This is a genomic window from Streptomyces sp. NPDC006458, from assembly GCF_040612135.1.
Classification (GTDB): domain Bacteria; phylum Actinomycetota; class Actinomycetes; order Streptomycetales; family Streptomycetaceae; genus Streptomyces.
In genome coordinates, this window is sequence record NZ_JBEXPR010000020.1 from 1 (window position 1) to 19,117 (window position 19,117).

Annotated in this window: 17 protein-coding genes and 5 tRNA genes; 12 read left to right on the plus strand and 10 right to left on the minus strand. The window is 70.4% G+C overall.

Translation table 11 applies throughout. The features are described from left to right. The coding region (locus tag ABZZ79_RS25605) for a carboxyl transferase domain-containing protein (protein ID WP_356692406.1) at positions 1 to 216 on the plus strand (216 nt) is incomplete at its 5' end. A gap of 57 nt (positions 217 to 273) precedes the next feature. Further along, a complete protein-coding gene (locus ABZZ79_RS25610; protein WP_356692408.1) occupies positions 274 to 465 on the plus strand; it encodes an acyl-CoA carboxylase subunit epsilon in 192 nt (63 codons plus the stop codon). A 171-nt stretch (positions 466 to 636) separates the two neighbouring features. Here ABZZ79_RS25610 and ABZZ79_RS25615 read toward each other — a convergent pair whose 3' ends face one another. The 8 genes from ABZZ79_RS25615 to ABZZ79_RS25650 form a co-directional block, all read right to left on the minus strand. Further along, positions 637 to 1,218 (minus strand): ATP/GTP-binding protein, encoded by a 582-nt coding sequence (locus tag ABZZ79_RS25615; protein ID WP_356692410.1) that lies wholly within the window; start codon positions 1,216 to 1,218, stop codon positions 637 to 639. Further along, a complete protein-coding gene (locus tag ABZZ79_RS25620) occupies positions 1,199 to 1,765 on the minus strand; it encodes a DUF742 domain-containing protein (protein ID WP_356692412.1) in 567 nt (188 codons plus the stop codon). The genes ABZZ79_RS25615 and ABZZ79_RS25620 overlap by 20 nt, the downstream gene beginning before the upstream one ends. Before the next feature lie 94 nt (positions 1,766 to 1,859). Then, positions 1,860 to 2,273, minus strand: coding sequence for a roadblock/LC7 domain-containing protein (locus tag ABZZ79_RS25625; protein ID WP_055493648.1), 414 nt, complete (start codon positions 2,271 to 2,273; stop codon positions 1,860 to 1,862). Positions 2,274 to 2,283: 10 nt separating this feature from the next. Next, complete coding sequence (locus ABZZ79_RS25630; RefSeq protein ID WP_356692414.1) at positions 2,284 to 5,475, minus strand: nitrate- and nitrite sensing domain-containing protein; 3,192 nt, start codon at positions 5,473 to 5,475, stop codon at positions 2,284 to 2,286. Between the two features lie 378 nt (positions 5,476 to 5,853). Further along, positions 5,854 to 6,444 carry an ATP/GTP-binding protein gene (locus tag ABZZ79_RS25635; protein ID WP_356692416.1) on the minus strand — a complete coding sequence of 197 codons (591 nt, stop codon included), beginning with the start codon at positions 6,442 to 6,444 and terminating at the stop codon, positions 5,854 to 5,856. Continuing rightward, positions 6,425 to 6,823: a DUF742 domain-containing protein gene (locus ABZZ79_RS25640; RefSeq protein ID WP_356692418.1), complete on the minus strand. Its 399-nt coding sequence runs from the start codon at positions 6,821 to 6,823 to the stop codon at positions 6,425 to 6,427. Before ABZZ79_RS25640 ends, ABZZ79_RS25635 begins: the two co-directional genes overlap by 20 nt. Positions 6,824 to 6,937: 114 nt before the next feature. Then, positions 6,938 to 7,351: a roadblock/LC7 domain-containing protein gene (locus tag ABZZ79_RS25645; protein ID WP_003993189.1), complete on the minus strand. Its 414-nt coding sequence runs from the start codon at positions 7,349 to 7,351 to the stop codon at positions 6,938 to 6,940. A gap of 9 nt (positions 7,352 to 7,360) precedes the next feature. Continuing rightward, positions 7,361 to 11,035 (minus strand): nitrate- and nitrite sensing domain-containing protein, encoded by a 3,675-nt coding sequence (locus ABZZ79_RS25650; RefSeq protein WP_356692420.1) that lies wholly within the window; start codon positions 11,033 to 11,035, stop codon positions 7,361 to 7,363. A gap of 555 nt (positions 11,036 to 11,590) precedes the next feature. Between ABZZ79_RS25650 and ABZZ79_RS25655 the strand changes: the two genes are divergently transcribed. From ABZZ79_RS25655 to ABZZ79_RS25695, 9 genes are all read left to right on the plus strand, one after another. After that, positions 11,591 to 11,767, plus strand: coding sequence for a hypothetical protein (locus tag ABZZ79_RS25655; RefSeq protein WP_356692422.1), 177 nt, complete (start codon positions 11,591 to 11,593; stop codon positions 11,765 to 11,767). A 144-nt stretch (positions 11,768 to 11,911) separates the two neighbouring features. Further along, positions 11,912 to 12,688: a fumarylacetoacetate hydrolase family protein gene (locus ABZZ79_RS25660; RefSeq protein WP_356692424.1), complete on the plus strand. Its 777-nt coding sequence runs from the start codon at positions 11,912 to 11,914 to the stop codon at positions 12,686 to 12,688. Continuing rightward, entirely contained in the window at positions 12,681 to 14,165 is a 1,485-nt protein-coding gene (gene gltX / locus ABZZ79_RS25665) for a glutamate--tRNA ligase (protein ID WP_356692426.1), read from the plus strand. The genes ABZZ79_RS25660 and gltX overlap by 8 nt, the downstream gene beginning before the upstream one ends. A gap of 94 nt (positions 14,166 to 14,259) precedes the next feature. Next, complete coding sequence (locus ABZZ79_RS25670) at positions 14,260 to 14,991, plus strand: HAD family hydrolase (RefSeq protein ID WP_356692428.1); 732 nt, start codon at positions 14,260 to 14,262, stop codon at positions 14,989 to 14,991. Positions 14,992 to 15,081: 90 nt separating this feature from the next. Beyond that, a tRNA-Gln gene (locus ABZZ79_RS25675) sits at positions 15,082 to 15,153 on the plus strand. 21 nt (positions 15,154 to 15,174) lie between these two features. After that, positions 15,175 to 15,247 (plus strand) — tRNA-Glu (locus ABZZ79_RS25680). 61 nt (positions 15,248 to 15,308) lie between these two features. Beyond that, positions 15,309 to 15,381 (plus strand) — tRNA-Glu (locus ABZZ79_RS25685). Between the two features lie 20 nt (positions 15,382 to 15,401). Next, positions 15,402 to 15,473, plus strand: a tRNA-Gln gene (locus ABZZ79_RS25690). Between the two features lie 28 nt (positions 15,474 to 15,501). Then, positions 15,502 to 15,574: transfer RNA gene (locus tag ABZZ79_RS25695), tRNA-Glu, on the plus strand. A 60-nt stretch (positions 15,575 to 15,634) separates the two neighbouring features. Here ABZZ79_RS25695 and ABZZ79_RS25700 read toward each other — a convergent pair. Together ABZZ79_RS25700 and ndgR are read right to left on the minus strand one after the other, a co-directional pair. After that, a complete protein-coding gene (locus ABZZ79_RS25700; protein WP_356692430.1) occupies positions 15,635 to 16,279 on the minus strand; it encodes a MerR family transcriptional regulator in 645 nt (214 codons plus the stop codon). A gap of 506 nt (positions 16,280 to 16,785) precedes the next feature. Next, positions 16,786 to 17,502, minus strand: coding sequence for an IclR family transcriptional regulator NdgR (ndgR, locus tag ABZZ79_RS25705; RefSeq protein WP_015036427.1), 717 nt, complete (start codon positions 17,500 to 17,502; stop codon positions 16,786 to 16,788). Positions 17,503 to 17,690: 188 nt separating this feature from the next. On the opposite strand from ndgR, the gene leuC reads away from it, so the two are divergent. After that, on the plus strand, positions 17,691 to 19,115 hold the full coding sequence (gene leuC / locus ABZZ79_RS25710) for a 3-isopropylmalate dehydratase large subunit (RefSeq protein WP_356692432.1): 1,425 nt from the start codon (positions 17,691 to 17,693) through the stop codon (positions 19,113 to 19,115). Positions 19,116 to 19,117: the final 2 nt, after the last annotated feature.

A 19,117-nucleotide genomic window follows, 5' to 3' on the forward strand; every position in this document is an offset into this window, starting at 1 on the left:
ATCGCCGACGCCGAGGACCCCGAGGCCATGCGGGCCCGCATGGTCAAGGAGTACAAGGCCGAGCTGATGCACCCGTACTACGCGGCCGAGCGCGGCCTGGTCGACGACGTCATCGACCCCGCCGAGACCCGCGAGGTGCTGATCAAGTCCCTGGCGATGCTCCAGACCAAGCACGCCGACCTGCCGTCCCGCAAGCACGGCAACCCCCCGCAGTAACCCAGCGGATCATCCGCGGTACCCCCGCGGAAACCTCTCTCACGGAGACTGAGACCTATGAACTCCCCTGACATCCGCGTCGAGAAGGGCCACGCCGACCCCGAGGAGGTCGCCGCTCTCACGGCGATCCTCCTGGCCCGCGCGGCCGCCCAGCCGGCCGGCGACCAGGCCCACCCGGGCCGCCCCCGTGCCGGCTGGCGCCGACTGGAGCGCGAGTCCGGCTTCCGCGCACCGCACAGCTGGCGCTGAGCCCACCCGGACGAAACAGCAGGGCCCCTCTCACCACGAGAGGGGCCCTGCTGCATGCCGTGGAAGGGGGCGCGGGGACTGCGCGAACGGCCACCGCCCACTGCGGACGGTCGAGGACCGTCCGGGGCAGCTCGGTGGCCGCGAGGTTCTGCGCCGACCGCGGGAGGAGGATTACCGCAGGCGGGCCATGAGGGCGTGTTCGACCAGGGTGATCAGGGCGGACTTGGCGTCGGCCCGGCCTCTGGCGTCGGTGGTGATGATCGGGGTGTCGGGGCCGATCTGGAGTGCTTCGCGGACTTCTTCGGGGTTGTAGGGCTGGTGTCCGTCGAAGCCGTTGAGGGCGACGACGAAGGGCAGGCCGCTGTTCTCGAAGTAGTCGACGGCGGGGAAGCAGTCGGCGAGGCGTCGGGTGTCGACGAGGACGACGGCGCCGATGGCGCCGCGGACGAGGTCGTCCCACATGAACCAGAAGCGGTCCTGGCCCGGGGTACCGAAGAGGTACAGGATCAGGTCCTGGTCGAGGGTGATGCGGCCGAAGTCCATGGCGACCGTGGTGGTCGTCTTGTCCCCGGTGTGGGTGAGGTCGTCGATGCCCGCGGACGCGGACGTCATGACGGCCTCGGTGCGCAGCGGGTTGATCTCCGAGACGGCACCGACGAACGTGGTCTTGCCCACGCCGAAGCCGCCCGCCACCACGATCTTCGCTGAGGTGGTGGAGCGGGAAGGACCGCCGCTAGAGCTTGCGAAGTCCACTGAGCACCCTTTCGAGCAGTGTCACGTCAGGCTGGCCACCGGCGTTCTCGGCGCCGCCGGGCTGATGGATGGCGACCAGGCCCGCCTCCGCCAAGTCGGCGACGAGGATCCTGGCCACGCCGAGGGGGATCGTCAGCAGGGCCGAGATCTCGGCCACCGACTTGATCTCCCGGCACAGATTGCAGATCCGCTGATGCTCGGGCAACTGCCCCTGCATCTGGTGCGGAGCTGCGGTGGTGTGCACCAGCGCCTCGATGGCGAGCTGGTACCGGGGCCTGGTGCGGCCGCCCGTCATGGCGTACGGACGCACCAGGGGGTTGTTCGTCGCCCCTGCGGGCGCCGGCTCAGGGGCACGTCGCGGCTGCACCGGCTGGATGCGCGGAGCCTGCGGCTGGTCGTACGGCGAAGGACCGGGGCCCTGCGGAGCGTACGGCTGCCGGTGGCCCGGCGCGGAGGGGAAGTTGTACCGGTTCTGGGAACCGTCGTTCTGACCCTGGGCCGGGTCGTACGACCAGTTACCCGATGAACCGCTTGGGGGTGTTGCCACTTTCTCCTCCTCCGACTGTGCCGGGCACCCATCCATGTGGAGCCGCGTCCCGAAACCTTACGGTCTCGGGAGGCGAAAACGCACCGTCCGTTTCTTAGTTGAGAAGGCTGCCCTGGAGTTCCGCACGCAGGTCCGGTGTGAGAACCGTGCCCGCCCGATCCACCAGAAGCGCCATCTCGTACCCGATGAGACCGATGTCCGCATCGGGGTGTGCGAGAACCGCGAGCGACGAACCGTCGGAGATGGACATGATGAACAGGAATCCCCGCTCCATCTCCACAACCGTCTGGTTCACGCTGCCGCCCTCGAAGATGCGCGAGGCACCGGCGGTCAGCGAGGTCAGACCGGAGGCGACGGCCGCGAGCTGATCGGCCCGGTCGCGGGGGAAGCCTTCGGACATCGCCAGAAGGAGTCCGTCGGCGGAGACCACCACGGTGTGGGACACCCCGGGGGTGTTGTCCACGAAGTTGGTGATCAACCAGTTCAGGTTCTGTGCCGCCTGGCTCATCGGGCTCACACTAACGCTCCTGGTTGTAGGTGCTGTCAGGACCGAAGCCCTGACCGTTCGTTTCACTTCCTGCGCTGCGTCCCCGCTGGACACCCCGGCGCAGGTTGCTCAACCTGCCCCGTACGTCCTCGGGGGCGCGGGAGACCTGTGGGCCGCCCTGCGGGGTCGATTCCGCGGTGCCCTCGACCAGGTTCGCCTTGGGTACCCGCCTCGGCAGGCCGGAGGAGGTGACCCCGCCCGCCTTGGGCTTCTTGAGCTGCGAGGCCTGCTGCCAGCGCTCGTCGTTCGCCGAGCGCCAGACGCTGTCGGGCTGCGGCGCGGACGCCGGTGCCCCGCGGTCGGCGGGCCGTGCGCCGTTCGCGCCACCAGGGGTGGAGCCGCGACGCGGAAGCCCTGCGTCGGTCAGCGCGTGTCCGGTGCTGGAAGCCGCGTCCGGACGGTCGAAACCTACACGGTCACGCTCACCCGCGTCAGGGGCCTGCGGGGATTCCGCTTGCGGAGCGTACGGGTCCGGGTAGCCGTTCTGGTAGCCGCTCTGCTGCTGCCAGTCTGCCTGGTAGGACTGCTCCTCGTAACCGGAGAAGTCTTCCGAGGCGCCGGTGGGCACCGTCGCGGGCTCAGCCTGAGCGGCCTCCGCATAGCTGGGCTCGGGATAGCCGCCGGGGGACGAGAAACCGTCGTCCCGGGGCAGGCCGCCGTTGGGCGCGTAGTACTGCTCGTCGTACGCACCCTGCTGCTGGTCGTCGTACGCCGTCTGCTGGCCGTACGACTCCGACTCGTCCGGGTAGCCGCCCTGGCCATCGGCGTAGGGCCGCCCGGTGAACTCGTCGTAGCCGGGTCCCTCGGCGCCGTCCGGACCGGGCTGCCCGTGCGTCCGGGCCTCCAGTTCCGCGCGACGCCCCCCGCGCATCAGCGAACGGCCCACCGGGTCCAGGTCACGGATGTCGTCCGGGACCTCGGTGTAGCGGCTGTCGTCGAAGCCGAGTTCGGCGGCGGTGAGCAGCGGCTGCTGCTGGTTGAAGCTCTCCCCGCTGAACTGCCGCTCCGGGATGATCTGCGAGACGGTGAACTGGTCGCCCGCCATCGCGGGCTCGCCACCGCCACCGTGCGTGATCGCGTCCGGCAGCATGACCAGCGAGGTGGTGCCGGCCTGCTCGCCCGAGGGGCGCAGCTGGACCCGGATGCCGTGCCGGTCGGACAGCCGGCCGACCACGAACAGACCCATGCGCTGGGAGATCGCGGCGTCCACGGTCGGCGGGTTGGCCAGCTTGTGGTTGATGTCCGCGAAGTCCTCGGCCGTCAGGCCGATGCCCTTGTCGTGGATCTCGATCATGACGCGGCCGTCGGGCAGACGGGTCGCGGTGACGCGGACCTTGGTCTGCGGCGAGGAGAACGTGGTGGCGTTCTCCAGCAGCTCGGCCAGCAGGTGCACGAGGTCGGTGACCGCGCGGCCGTGGATCTCGGCCTCGGGGACGCCGGACAGCTCGATGCGCTCGTACTGCTCCACCTCGGAGGAGGCGGCGCGCAGCACGTCCACCAGCGGGACCGGCTGCTCCCAGCGGCGGCCGGGCTCCTCACCGGCGAGGACCAGGAGGTTCTCGCCGTTGCGGCGCATACGGGTGGCCAGGTGGTCCAGGCGGAAGAGGTTCTCCAGCTGGTCCGGGTCGGCCTCGTTGTTCTCCAGGTCGGTGATCAGGGTCAGCTGGCCCTCGATCAGCGACTGGTTGCGGCGCGACAGGTTGGTGAAGATCGCGTTGATGTTGCCCCGCAGCAGGGCCTGCTCGGCGGCGAGCCGGACGGCCTCGCGGTGGACCTGGTCGAAGGCGCGGGCGACCTCGCCGATCTCGTCCGTGGACGTGATCGGGATCGGCGCGACCCGGGTGTCGACCCGGCCGGGGTCGGTGCGCGAGAGCTGGTCGACCAGCATCGGCAGACGCTGCTCGGCGATGCCGAAGGCGGCGTTGCGCAGCTGGCGCATCGACCGGGACATCTGGCGGGCGACCATGCCGGCCAGGATGAACGCGGCGAGCAGCGCGACCACGGTGATGCCGCCGGTGACGAACGCGTCCTGCTTGGCGTCGTCGGCGATCACCTGGGCGGCGTCCACCGCCTTGTCCACGAGCTCGGTCTCGACCGTGTTGTAGCCCTGGTACTTCGCCGTGGAGGCGCCCATCCAGTTCTTGACGGTCACGCCCTTCTCGGCGAGCTGCGCAGTGGTGAACAGACCCGAGGCGATGCCCTCGACCATGCGGTCGGCGGCGGGCATGGCGGAGTAGACGCCGCCCTGCGTGGAGGAGTTCTGGCCGGCGTCGACCGCGGTGCCCTTGTCACCGACGGCCTTGCGCTGCCCGGCCATGACCTCGTCGAGCCGGTCGACGTCGGACTCCGTGGCACCGGAGACGAACTCGTTGACCGCGATGCCTTCGAGGTAGCGGTAGGAGACCAGGGAGACCCGCTGCTGCTGGGCCAGGCTGTCCTTCTCGCTCGGACGCACCAGCAGGTGCGTGCCGATCGAGCGCTGGAGCGAGGCGGCGGCCTTGGCCAGCGAGACGGCGTACACGGTACGGCCGTAGCTGGTGACGTTGCCGGAGCTCAGGCTCAGCTCGTTGGCGAACTCCATCAGACCGTGCTGGACGGCGACGTAGCCCTCCTCGGTCTTCACCGGGTCCATCGCCGTGGTGTAGGCGGCCTTGCGCAGCGCGTCGAGCTTGCTCTCGTTGGAGCGGAACAGCTCCATACGGCGCTGCAGGGACGCCGTGTCCGGCATCTCCTGCGCGGCCTCGTCGAACTTGCCCTTGGCCGCGTCGGTGGCGGCCCGCAACTGCTCGACCTGGTTCGTCGCGCCCTGGCCGCCCAGCAGGTCGGGGGCGCTCAGGTCGCGCTCGTCGAGCAGGGCCTGGCCGTACTCGTCGGCGGCGCGCACCAGGAGCGCCACCTTCTCGGCGTCCTCGGCCGACTGCCAGGTGTCGATCGAGCTCTTCACCTGGAAGCCGCCCATGACGAGGCCGACCAGCACGGGTATGAGCAGGATCGCGTTCAGCCGGGTCGGCACCCGCCAGTTGCGCGGGGAGAACCGGCCACCGCTCTCGACGGGGGCCGCCGCGGGCTCCGAGCCGGGCACCGGGGCAGGCGCCGCTCCACGCGGGGGCGGGGTGAAGTTGCCCCGGGCGGGCGGCTCGGGACCGTTCTTGCTTCGCCTCACTCGACCAACAACCTTCCGGCGGTCGGCACCAACGTTGTGCCGCAGTGTCTCAGAGCCCAGATCTCCATCGACCATGAAGTACGACTTTGACTATTGGGCAGTTCAGGCATTCCAGCACGTCAACCGGTGCTGGACCAAACATGGGAACAGGGCGGATTCCGATCTTGTGAGCCCCAGATAAAACGGTCATAAAGAGCGAGCCCCGCCAAATGGCGGGGCTTTCGTGCGCACAGTGAGACGGCCCGACCGCGACGCGTGTCGGTACCACCGGATTCCTCTGCCGAAACGTTATGAACACCGAAGCCGGCCGTGTCTAAGGCCACAGCCGGCTCCGGAACGTCTACGGCAACTGCCGTACGGCACTGCAGATTTGGCCGCCTACCGCAGGCGGGCCATGAGGGCGTGTTCGACCAGGGTGATCAGGGCGGACTTGGCGTCGGCCCGGTGTCTGGCGTCGGTGGTGATGATCGGGGTGTCGGGGCCGATCTGGAGTGCTTCGCGGACTTCTTCGGGGTTGTAGGGCTGGTGTCCGTCGAAGCCGTTGAGGGCGACGACGAAGGGCAGGCCGCTGTTCTCGAAGTAGTCGACGGCGGGGAAGCAGTCGGCGAGGCGTCGGGTGTCGACGAGGACGACGGCGCCGATGGCGCCGCGGACGAGGTCGTCCCACATGAACCAGAAGCGGTCCTGGCCCGGGGTACCGAAGAGGTACAGGATCAGGTCCTGGTCGAGGGTGATGCGGCCGAAGTCCATGGCGACCGTGGTGGTCGTCTTGTCCCCGGTGTGGGTGAGGTCGTCGATGCCCGCGGACGCGGACGTCATGACGGCCTCGGTGCGCAGCGGGTTGATCTCCGAGACGGCACCGACGAACGTGGTCTTGCCCACGCCGAAGCCGCCCGCCACCACGATCTTCGCGGAGGTGGTGGACCGAGCGGTGGAGACCGGCCCGGCGCTAGAGCTTGCGAAGTCCACTGAGCACCCTTTCGAGCAGTGTCACGTCAGGCGCGCCGGTGGCTTCGTCGCCACCCGGCTGGTGAATGGCGACGAGGCCGGCCTCGGCGAGGTCGGCCACGAGGATCCGCGCCACGCCGAGCGGCATGGACAGCAGGGCGGAGACCTCCGCGACCGACTTCACCTCACGGCACAGATGGCAGATGCGCTGGTGCTCCGGCAGGAGCCCCATGAGCGCAGCCGGGTCGGCCGTGGTGCTGATCAGCGCCTCGATGGCGAGCTGGTAGCGCGGCCGGGTCCGGCCGCCGGTCATGGCGTACGGCCGGACCAGCGGCTGGTCGCCCTCGTCCCCGTACGGATCATCTGCGTACGGATCATGAGAGGCGGTGGGCGGGGTCATGAATCCTCCGGGCGGGACAACAAGTCTCGGTCGGTCGTGCCGTCTGAGCAGGGCCGGTGGGGGGATTGTGTCGGCCGAACGGTGATTTGGTGAGGCGGGTGGATCCGGGGCCGGTCAGTGAAGCAGACTTCCCTGGAGTTCGGCGCGCAGGTCGGGCGTGAGCACCGCACCCGCGCGGTCGACGAGCAGCGCCATCTCGTAGCCGACCAGACCGATGTCGCACTCGGGGTGCGCGAGCACGGCGAGCGACGAGCCGTCCGAGACGGACATGAGGAAGAGGAATCCTCGCTCCATCTCGACCACGGTCTGTGCGACGCTGCCGCCCTCGAAGATCCGGGAGGCTCCGGCCGTCAGCGAGGTGAGCCCCGACGCGACAGCCGCCAGCTGGTCGGCGCGGTCGCGCGGGAAGCCCTCCGACATGGCCAGGAGGAGGCCGTCGGCGGACACCACGACCGTGTGGGACACCCCGGGGGTGTTGTCCACGAAGTTGGTGATCAACCAGTTGAGGTTCTGTGCGGCCTGGCTCATCTGGCTCAACTAACGCTCCTGCTGGTGAGTGGGGCTGGGGAAGCTGCCGGTCTGGCCGTTGCCGGCCTGACGGCCCTGGGCGATGCCCCGACGGAGGTTGGTCAGCCGCCCGCGCACGTCGTCAGGCGCGCGCGAGACCTGCGGACCGGTTTGGTTCTCCTGCTGCTGAGCCGTACCCGGGACGAGGTTCGCCCTGGGCACCCGGCGCGGAAGGCCGGAGGTGGTGATGCCGCCCGCGGCCGGCTGCCGGACGCGCTCGGCCTGCCGGACGAGGTCGTCGTTCGGCGAGCTGCGCCAGGCTCCGGTCGCGGGACGCTGAGGTGCGGGAGCGGCCGGCGGCTGCTGCGGCGGTGCGGCCGGAGCCGGGCCCGCCTCCGCCTGGCGCTCCTGACGGAACCAGTTGGTCTCCAGTGTGTCGTACAGCGGCGTACGGCCGTCGCCCGGCGTCGGGGCCGGCGGCAGCGCCTCCGGCTCCTGGCGGGCGGGCCGCGCCTGCGGACGCTGCGGAGAGGCCGGGCGGCCGAAGTCGGCGTTGCCCTGCTGCTGCGGCCGCTCGAACTGACCGGTGGAGCCGTTGTCGTAGCCCTGGACGGCCGGGAACTGGCCGGTGGAGCCGTTCTGGTAGCCCTGCGGGGCGGGGAACTGGCCCGTGGCGTTGTTCTCGTAGCCCTGCGGCTGCTGGCCGTAGAGGTCCTGGCGGGCGAACTGGCCTGTGTCCTGCGGGCCGTTCGCACCTGGGCGGGCGTAGTCGGAGGGCGCGGGGGGCAGGCCCTGGCGCTCGTCGCCGCGCGGGATCGCCGGCATCTCGGTGGTGGCACCGGGACCGGAGCGGTCGTCGACGCGGGGCAGTCGGCCCGTCGAGGCGACATCGGGCTCCTCGTGGCCGCGCGGGGCGTCCAGCGAGGCGCGCGAGACCTGCGGCTGCGCGGACTCGTCGGTCCAGCCGGACCGCTGCGGCTGCTGCGGTCCGCCGGGCAGCTCGGGCCGCGCACCGCCGCGCGGCGGCAGCTGGGGCCGGCGGCCGCGGGGACCGCCGCCCTGCTCGGCGCCCGCGTTGCCGCGCTGCGGGGGCACCGGGCCGCGGGTGGCGCCGAAGGCGTCCTGACCCTGACCCTGGCCCGCGCCGGTGGACTGGAAGTTCTGGGGAGCGGCGGGCGCCTGGCCGAAGCCGGCCCCGGCCGGGGCGGGACGGCCCTGTCGGCCGCCGGGGGCCTGCTGCTGGTGGCCGGGACCCTGCGGGGCCGCGGGCGCCTGCGGGGCGGACAGACCCTGCGGGCCGCGGGCACCACCGGGGCCACCCGGCGCACCGGCGCCGCCCATGGCGCCGGACTGCGCACCCGGTCGGGCACCGTCACGGCCGGGCAGCGCGGCGCGCGGACCCTGTCCGCCGCCGAGCAGGCCACCGCCCGCGGCGGGAGCACCGCCGCCGAGAGCACCGCCGTTCTGGCGGCGGGCCGCGGCCGCGCCGGCTGCGGCCTGAGCCGCGGCCGGACCGCCGCCGGCACCCTGAACGGGCTTGGGCTGAGGCTTCTTGCCGCCCTGGGCGACATCGACGGGCAGCATGACCAGCGCGGTCGTGCCACCGGAGTCGGAGGGGCGCAGCTGGATGCGGATGCCGTGCCGCTGCGACAGACGGCCGACCACGAAGAGGCCCATGCGGCGGGAGACGGAGACGTCCACCGTCGGGGGAGAGGCGAGGCGCTCGTTGATCGCCGCGAGGTCCTCGGGGGAGAGACCGATGCCCGTGTCGTGGATCTCGATCAGCACCCGGCCGTCGGGCAGGGCGTGACCGGTGACCTTGACCTTGGTCTGCGGCGAGGAGAACGAGGTCGCGTTCTCCAGCAGCTCGGCGAGCAGGTGCACGAGGTCGTTGACGACGCGGCCGGCGACCTGCGTGGTCGGGACCGCGGCCAGTTCGATGCGCTCGTACTGCTCCACCTCGGACGCGGCGGCACGGAGCACGTCGACCAGCGGGACCGGGCGGGTCCAGCGGCGGCCGGGCTCCTCACCCGCGAGGACGAGGAGGTTCTCACCGTTACGGCGCATACGCGTGGCGAGGTGGTCCAGCTTGAACAGCGAGGCCAGCTGGTCCGGGTCCGCCTCGCGGGACTCCAGCTCGGAGATCAGCGACAGCTGGCGCTGGATCAGACCCTGGGAGCGGCGCGAGAGGTTGGTGAACATCGCGTTGACATTGCCCCGCAGCAGGGCCTGCTCGGCGGCGAGGCGGACCGCCTCGCGGTGCACGTCGTCGAAGGCCGCGGCCACCTGGCCGATCTCGTCCCGGGAGTGCACACCGACCGACTCCACGGACGTGTCGACGTCCTGCGGGTCGGCCTCGGACAGCTGCTTGACCAGCTCGGGCAGACGGTCCTGGGCGACCTTGGTGGCGGTCTCCTGCAGGCGGCGCAGCGAGCGGATCATGGAGCGGGCGACCACGAAGGCGCCGACGAGGGACACACCGAGCACGAGCAGGATGAGCGCACCGGAGATGATCGCCTCGCGCTCGGACTCGCTGCGCAGTTCACGGGCCTTCTGCTCCATGTCGTCGAGCAGCGAGGTCTCGATGTTGCGCATCTGCTGGATCTTGGTGGACGCGTCGTCCACCCAGTCCAGGTAGGAGCGGCGCTCCAGGCCGGCGAGGCCGTCGGCCCGGCCGAAGGCACGGTCCGCGTAGAGGTCGGCGTCCTTGATGGTCGCGTTGCCCTCTTCGATCGGCTTCAGCAGCTCGGCCGCGCTCTCGTCGCCGTAGATGCTGCGGAAGCTGGCGAGCTCGGACTCCTCGCTCTCCAGCGCCGACTGGGCGTAGAGGCGGTCGTTCTCCGAGAGGTCACCGGTGGTCTTGGTGTTGGCGGGGAGCGCGGCGGCCAGCACGGCCCGCTGGATCGACGCGTACTCCTTGGCGGAGGAGAACGCCGCCAGCGCACGCGTCCGCTTGATCATCTCCGAGTTGCTGGTGGACTCCGCCATGTCCTGGGAGAGGTCGAGCAGGTGGGTGATCAGGCGGTGGTACGCCTCCACCGTCTGGGTGGAGTTGTCATCGGTCTCGTACGCCTTGGAGCGGATCTTGGCGACGTTGCCGAGCTCGCCCACCAGGCCGACGAGGGTGTCGCGCACGCCCTGGAGGTTGCCGTCCCTGGCGGCGGCGTCGATCTTCTCCGAGGCGTCGACGAAGTTCGTCACGGCCCGGTCCGTCTTGGTCCGGTAGCCCTTGATCGTCAGCTCGTTGGCCGTGGAGTTGTGCGCCAGCGGACCGGCCGACTTGTCGCGCTCCTCCTGGAGCGCGGCCGCCAGCTCGGTGGCCTGCTTGGTCATCTCCGTCAGCAGCCGCATGTTGTCGAGCTGCTGCATGTCTTCCATCGACTGGTTGATGCGCAGCGCGCCCAGCGTGGTCGCGGCGACGACGGGGAGTGCCAGCAGCGACACCAGTCGGGTGGAGATGCGCCAGTTGCGCATCGCTATTCGCGGGCCGGGGCCGGTCGGACCGGTCGGTGGCTTCACGCCGGGGGTGGGCGGAGCCGAGGCCGCGGATACGCCGGAACGCCCGCCGCGGTCGGCCGCGTCGGGCTGGGGCGAACCCTGGTTCTGGGCGTGCTGGGGCGAGGAGCTGACGGCCTTGGGGCCCGTCCCGCCATGCGGCTCCGGCCCCGCCGAAGCGCTGCCATCCCTCTTGAAACGTCCCTGCACTAGCGTCGCAACCTCTGGACCAGGCGTTCTTCCGGGTGAACGGAAAAACGGTGTCGGCATCCGGGGGCCGCCCTGAATTACGTCCCCGGATGGTCGTGAGTGACCGGCGCGGTTTCCCCCTTCTGGCCGCCACTCGGCGCTGTTGCGCCCTTGCGCGCCGGCTCGATCCCGCGGCGGTTCGTGGAATTCCAGCACAGTGCAGGATCTCCAACAAGGCCCGTTGGTCAGGCTGTGACCTCCGTGACAGCATGTGAGTGACGCGTCACATGTCGTACACCTGCGGCGCCCGGATAGCGGACATACCTGCACCATCCGTCGAGGTGGGTCCCGTGTCCCAGTCGCGATGATCAGGAGCGGAATGGCGGGTTCAGGGGGGAAATGCCCGATTGGTCGGCATCGATCTTGGGCCTGAATTGACCGGTTTGAGGATCGATTCGTGAGCAAACTCACATGCCGATCATGGGGTCTTCACGCGTTGCGCAGGGAATCGGATGTTTAGCCTGAAGCTTTACAAGAGGTAACCATCTGACAAGCGACCCCGTGGAGACGAGGACCATGTTCCGCACCACCGCCAACCCGCGGCGCACGACGCTGGCCCACCTGGATGACACCGGCGAACTGTTCACCCCGGAGCAGCCGGAGCACTCGGTCGACCTCCCCGCCCAGACCGCCAACCCCCGGCGCACGGTCCTCATGGACCTGCCGGTCGCCGTCGGCGCCTCCGCAGAGTAGTACGCACGCGGCCCACAGATCGTTCGAGGGCGCCGCGGACCCGTCCGGTCCGCGGCGCCCTCGTGTATTACGCGCGGCCGTCGCCGCCTGCCGCGTTAGCCTGGAGCGTCAGATCCAGCTCGAGTCATAGGGGCCAAGCAACCCGTGCGCATCGCCAGGTTCTCCATCGACGGGAACGTCGCCTTCGGCGCGGTCGAGGGCGAGAAGCAGGACGAGCTCGTCCTCGACATCATCAAGGGCATCCCGTTCGCGGACTTCGAGCTCTCCGGTACGAAGGTGCCGCTGAGCAAGGTCAGGCTGCTGCCGCCGGTGCTTCCCAACAAGGTCGTGGCCTTCGGCCGCAACTACGCGGAGCACGCGCGCGAGCTGGGCAACGAGGTGCCGGACGCCCCGTTCGCCTTCTTCAAGCCCGCCACCTCCGTGATCGGCCCCGGTGACGCCATCCAGTACCCGTCCTTCACCGAGGACCTCCAGCACGAGGCCGAGCTCGCGGTCGTCATCGGCCGCATGTGCCGCGAGGTCCCGCGCGAACGCGTCAAGGACGTGATCTTCGGCTACACCTGCGCCAACGACGTCACCGCCCGTGACGTGCAGAAGCGTGAGCAGCAGTGGGCGCGGGCCAAGGGCTTCGACACCGCCTGCCCGCTCGGCCCCTGGGTGGAGACCGAACTCGACCCGGGCGACCTCACCATCCAGCTCACGGTCGACGGCCAGCAGCGCCAGCTCGGCCGCACCAGCGAGATGATCCACTCGGTCGAGGACCTGATCGTCAACATCACCGAGGCCATGACGCTGCTGCCCGGCGACGTCATCCTCACGGGCACCCCGGCAGGGGTCGGCCCCCTGGCTGTCGGCGACGAGGTCGCCGTCACCATCGAAGGCATCGGCACTCTCACCAACAAGGTTGTCAAGCGTGGCTAGCGCACCCGGCTCCCCCGTACGCGTCCGTTTCTGCCCCTCGCCCACCGGTAACCCCCATGTGGGCCTGGTCCGCACCGCCCTGTTCAACTGGGCGTTCGCGCGGCACCACCAGGGCACCCTGGTCTTCCGCATCGAGGACACCGACGCGGCCCGCGACTCCGAGGAGTCGTACAACCAGCTGCTCGACGCGATGCGCTGGCTGGGCTTCGACTGGGACGAGGGCCCCGAGGTCGGCGGCCCGCACGCGCCCTACCGGCAGTCGCAGCGCATGGACCTCTACAAGGACGTCGCGCAGAAGCTGCTGGACGCCGGCCACGCCTACCGCTGCTACTGCTCCCAGGACGAGCTGGACGAGCGCCGCGAGGCCGCCCGCGCGGCCGGAAAGCCGTCCGGCTACGACGGCCACTGCCGCGAGCTCACCGAGGAGCAGGTCACGCGGTACCAGGCCGAGGGCCGCGCGCCGATCGTCCGCTTCCGGATGCCCGACGAGACGATCACCTTCGACGACCTGGTCCGCGGCGAGCTGACCTTCACACCGGAGAACGTCCCCGACTACGGCATCGTCCGCGCGAACGGCGCCCCGCTGTACACGCTGGTCAACCCGGTCGACGACGCCCTGATGGAGATCACCCACGTCCTGCGCGGCGAGGACCTGCTCTCCTCCACCCCGCGCCAGATCGCGCTGTACAAGGCCCTGATCGAGCTGGGCATCGCGGGGGCCGTCCCCGCCTTCGGTCACCTGCCGTACGTGATGGGCGAGGGCAACAAGAAGCTCTCCAAGCGTGACCCGCAGGCCTCGCTGAACCTCTACCGCGAGCAGGGTTTCCTGCCCGAGGGCCTGCTCAACTACCTCTCCCTGCTCGGCTGGTCGCTCTCGGCCGACCAGGACATCTTCTCGATCGAGGAGATGGTCGCGGCCTTCGACATCAAGGACGTGAACCCCAACCCGGCCCGCTTCGACCTCAAGAAGTGCGAGTCGATCAACGGCGACCACATCCGCATGCTCGATGTGAAGGACTTCACGGAGCGCTGCGCGCCCTGGCTGACGGCCCCGTTCGCGCCCTGGGCCCCGGAGGACTTCGACGAGTCGAAGTGGCAGGCGATCGCGCCGCACGCGCAGACCCGTCTGAAGGTCCTGTCGGAGATCACCGACAACGTCGACTTCCTCTTCCTCGACGAGCCGGTCCTCGACGAGGCGAGCTGGACCAAGGCGATGAAGGAGGGCAGCGACGCCCTGCTGCGCACGGCCCGCGAGAAGCTGGAGTCGGCCGACTGGACCTCGGCGGAGTCCCTGAAGGAGGCCGTCCTGGCGGCCGGCGAGGCCCACGGACTCAAGCTCGGCAAGGCCCAGGCCCCCGTCCGTGTCGCCGTCACCGGCCGCACCGTCGGCCTCCCGCTCTTCGAGTCCCTGGAGGTCCTGGGCAAGGAGACGACGCTGGCCCGCATCGACGCCGCACTGGCGAAGCTGGCCGCGTAAGCCACTCGCGCGAAGGGGCGGTATCCGGGGTCCCGGGTACCGCCCCTTCGCCGTATCCGCCCCGGGAACGGCCCCGTCGCGTTACGGTCGGAGCATGAGCATCCGTGCCGTGGTCTGGGACGTGGACGACACGCTGTTCGACTATTCGAGCGCGGACCGCGAGGGCATGCGGGCGCATCTGGCCGCCGAGGGGCTGCTGGAGGACTTCGGGGGAGCCCGGGCGGCGCTGGTGCGCTGGCGCGAGGTCACCGACGCCCAGTGGGCACGCTTCTCGGCGGGCGAGACGACCTTCCAGGGGCAGCGCCGGGACCGGGTCAGGGACTTCCTCGGCCGGGAGCTGACGGACGCCGACGCGGACGACTGGTTCGAGCGTTACGTGGCTCACTACGAGACGGCCTGGGCGCTGTTCCCGGACGTGGTGCCGGCGCTCGACCTCCTGGCCCGCCGGTACCGGCACGGTGTGCTGTCCAACTCCAGCCTGACCGTGCAGGACCGCAAGCTGCGGGTGCTCGGTGTGCACGACCGGTTCGAGACCATCCTGTGCGCCGCCGAGCTGGGCGTCTCCAAACCCGAGGCGGCCGCGTTCTACGCGGCCTGCGAGGCCATGTCGCTGCCCGCGCACCAGGTCGCCTACGTCGGCGACCACCCGGACATCGACGGGCGCGGGGCCGCCGAGGCGGGTCTGCTGTCGGTGTGGCTCGACCGTGACGGAGCCTGTGCCGTCGGCGACGCACCCCCTGGCGGACACCGGATCAGGACTCTCGCCGAACTCCCGGACGTCCTCGGCTCGGATACCCGTTTTGGAGCCCCGGACACCTTCGGGTAATGTTCTTCCTGCGCCGAGGGGCGTGGGCCGAAAGGCCGAAGCCCCGAGGAGCAAGCTAGAACGAGAACCCCTCAGGGGCTTGAGTTCCAGTGGCCTATGGTGTAATTGGCAGCACGACTGATTCTGGTTCAGTTAGTCTTGGTTCGAGTCCAGGTAGGCCAGCTCGCAGAGCTTATCTGCAAAGCCCCCGTTGTGTAGCGGCCTAGCACGCTGCCCTCTCAAGGCAGTAGCGCCGGTTCGAATCCGGTCGGGGGTACAGATCCTTCCCGCGAGGACAGTTGGGTAGATCCCGCTGACCCCGATGCAGGATCGCTAGGGCCCCCGTTGTGTAGCGGCCTAGCACGCCGCCCTCTCAAGGCGGTAGCGCCGGTTCGAATCCGGTCGGGGGTACTGACTGGTCTAAACCACATTGGTCTATGGTGTAATTGGCAGCACGACTGATTCTGGTTCAGTTAGTCTTGGTTCGAGTCCAGGTAGACCAGCTCGGGCCTGCGGAAACGCAGTGTCCATGCCCCCGTTGTGTAGCGGCCTAGCACGCCGCCCTCTCAAGGCGGTAGCGCCGGTTCGAATCCGGTCGGGGGTACATCCAGGAAGGCCCTTCGCTTCGGCGGAGGGCCTTCTGCCATGTGCCCCGCTGACACCGTCAGGCGAACCCGTACCGCCGTGCCGACTCCTCCTCCTGTGCCAGCCGGTGCAGCGCCCTCAGCACCGGCTCGAACAGCACCGCCGAGGCCACCGCCATCTCGACGCGCTCCGTGTCGGACTCGTACGACTCCGTGCGGTCCAGATCGCGCCTGGCCGCCTCGTGCATCAACTCCGCGTAGGGAGCCATGAGTTGGGCGTCGCAGGGATAGCCGAGCCGGACCAGCGCGGCCACCAGGGCGACCAGCGAGCGGTGGACGGGGGAGAGGGGGCCGATCTTCCGGGCCGACTCCCAGCCGACGATGCGCAGCAGTTGGTCCACCTCGGCTCGGGCGGCGGCCGCGGCCGGGTCCTCCTCGTCCGGCTCGGGCCCCTGCGGCAGCTCCCACAGGGCCGCGCCCAGCCGGATCGTGCGCCCCAGGGACTCGTCGTCGACATGCCGCAGCACCTCCCGGGCGCTCGCCACGGGAACCCGTCCCACCTGGATCAACGCCCGCACCAGCCGCAGCCGTCGCAGATGTGTGCCGTCGTACTCGGCCGTGGTCGCGTTGATCTGCCGGCCCGGCGGCAACAGGCCCTCGCGCAGGTAGTACTTGATCGTCGCGATGGACACACCGCTGCGTCTGCTCAGTTCGGCGAGCCGCATTCCTTGCGCCTTTCCTTGGGTAGCGGCGCTATCCAAACATGGCTGACGCCGCTCCGCGAGCGCCGGCCGTACGCCGCCGCATGACCGCATGCCGGCGACCACCCTGGCGGCCGCGAGGGGAGGGAGGCGGGTCGGCCTTCACGTACGCAGGCGACCACCCCTTGAGGGGCGCGGGGAGCTGCGTGACAAGCCGCACACGACCCGCAGCCGCGAGGGGAGGGATGCAGGTCGGCCTTCACGTACGCAGGCGACCACCCCTTGAGGGGCGCGGGGAACTGCGCGACAAGCCACAGACAACCGGCAGCCGCGACAGGACAGCACCACCCCCGGCGTCAGGCGCGCAGAAGACCGTGAGGCATGGTCGTGGCCGTACGTGGATGCGGGCCCGTGACCCCGAGAGGGAGCCCCCAGCAGAGCCCCCGGCAGGGCCCCGGCAGAACAGGGACAGAGCCGCCGCGGCGTCGAGGCTGCTCTGTCCCTGTGGAGGGTCGTTCTTCCGGGCCGGGTCAGCCCGTGCGGCGCAGCGCCTCGGAGAGGCGGGCCGCCGCGTCGATGACGGCCTGGGCGTGCATCCGGCCCGGGTGACGGGTGAGCCGCTCGATGGGGCCGGAGACGGAGACCGCGGCCACCACACGGTTGGAGGGGCCCCGCACGGGCGCGGAGACCGAGGCCACGCCCGGCTCGCGCTCACCGATGGACTGGGCCCAGCCGCGGCGGCGCACGCCCGACAGGGCCGTGGCCGTGAAGCGGGCGCCCTGGAGGCCGCGGTGCAGGCGCTCGGGCTCCTCCCAGGCCATGAGGATCTGCGCCGAGGAGCCCGCCTTCATCGTGAGCGTCGAGCCGACCGGGACGGTGTCCCGAAGTCCGGACAGGCGCTCCGCCGCGGCGACGCAGATGCGCATGTCGCCCTGGCGGCGGTAGAGCTGCGCGCTCTCGCCGGTGACGTCACGGAGGTGGGTGAGCACCGGGCCCGCCGTGGCGAGGAGGCGGTCCTCACCGGCTGCCGCGGCCAGTTCTGCCAGGCGCGGGCCGAGGATGAAACGGCCCTGCATGTCGCGTGCCACCATGCGGTGGTGTTCCAGAGCCACGGCCAGGCGGTGGGCCGTGGGTCGTGCCAGTCCGGTAGCCGCGACCAGACCCGCGAGGGTGGCCGGACCGGACTCCAGAGCGCTCAGGACGAGGGCCGCCTTGTCCAGAACGCCGACGCCGCTACTGTTGTCCATGCAACGATACTCGCGTCTCACTCTGTGAAACGCAAGTTCAATTTTCTCCAGAACGCGCAACCCTTGGATACACAGTGGCCCGCGCACCGAACGGGCCCGGCGGCTGGTGCCCGCATCAGGGGTGCGGGTGCCGCCACCTCAGATCTCTAGTTGGGCCGGCGCACCTCTTGCCGGCCGGAGGGAAAGCGATGGGTAGGACACTCGCGGAGAAGGTCTGGGACGACCATGTCGTCCGGCGCGCCGAGGGCGAGCCCGACCTCCTCTACATCGATCTGCACCTGCTGCACGAGGTGACCAGCCCGCAGGCTTTCGACGGCCTCCGCAAGAGCGGCCGCCAGGTGCGCAGGCTCGACCTGACCATCGCCACCGAGGATCACAACACCCCCACCCTCGACATCGACAAGCCCATCGCCGACCCGGTCTCCCGCGTCCAGCTGGAGACCCTGCGCAAGAACTGCGCCGAGTTCGGTGTGCGGCTGCACCCGCTGGGCGACGTCGAGCAGGGCGTGGTCCACGTGGTGGGACCGCAGCTGGGTCTGACCCAGCCGGGCACCACCGTCGTCTGCGGCGACTCCCACACCTCCACGCACGGCGCCTTCGGCGCGCTGGCCTTCGGCATCGGCACCTCGCAGGTCGAGCACGTGCTGGCCACCCAGACGCTGCCCCTGGCCCGCCCGAAGACCATGGCGATCACGGTCGAGGGCGAACTGCCCGAGGGCGTCACCGCCAAGGACCTGATCCTGGCGATCATCGCCAGGATCGGCACCGGCGGCGGCCAGGGCTACATCCTGGAGTACCGCGGTGAGGCCATCGAGAAGCTCTCGATGGAGGCCCGGATGACCATCTGCAACATGTCGATCGAGGCCGGCGCCCGCGCGGGCATGATCGCTCCCGACGAGACGACCTTCGAGTACCTCAAGGGCCGCCCGCACGCCCCCGAGGGCGCCGACTGGGACGCCGCCGTCGCGTACTGGAAGACGCTGCGCACCGACGACGACGCCGAGTTCGACGCCGAGGTCGTCATCGACGGTGCCGCGCTGTCGCCGTTCGTCACCTGGGGCACCAACCCGGGCCAGGGTGCGCCGCTTTCGGCGGCCGTCCCCGACCCGGCTTCGTACGAAGACGCTTCGGAGCGGCTCGCCGCCGAAAAGGCCCTGGAGTACATGGGGTTGGAGGCCGGCCAGACGCTGCGCTCCATCAAGGTGGACACCGTCTTCGTAGGCTCCTGCACCAACGGCCGCATCGAGGACCTGCGCGCCGCCGCCGACCTGCTGAAGGGCCGCAAAGTCGCCGACGGCGTACGGATGCTGGTCGTCCCCGGCTCCGTGCGCGTGGGCCTGCAGGCCGTCTCCGAGGGTCTGGACGTCGTCTTCAAGGAGGCCGGCGCCGAGTGGCGGCACGCGGGCTGTTCGATGTGCCTGGGCATGAACCCCGACCAGCTGGCGCCCGGTGAGCGCTCCGCGTCCACCTCCAACCGCAACTTCGAGGGCCGGCAGGGCAAGGGCGGCCGCACCCACCTGGTGTCGCCGCAGGTCGCGGCCGCAACGGCCGTGCTGGGCCACCTGGCCTCCCCGGCCGACCTGTCCGACGCTCGTACGCCCGCTGGAGTCTGATC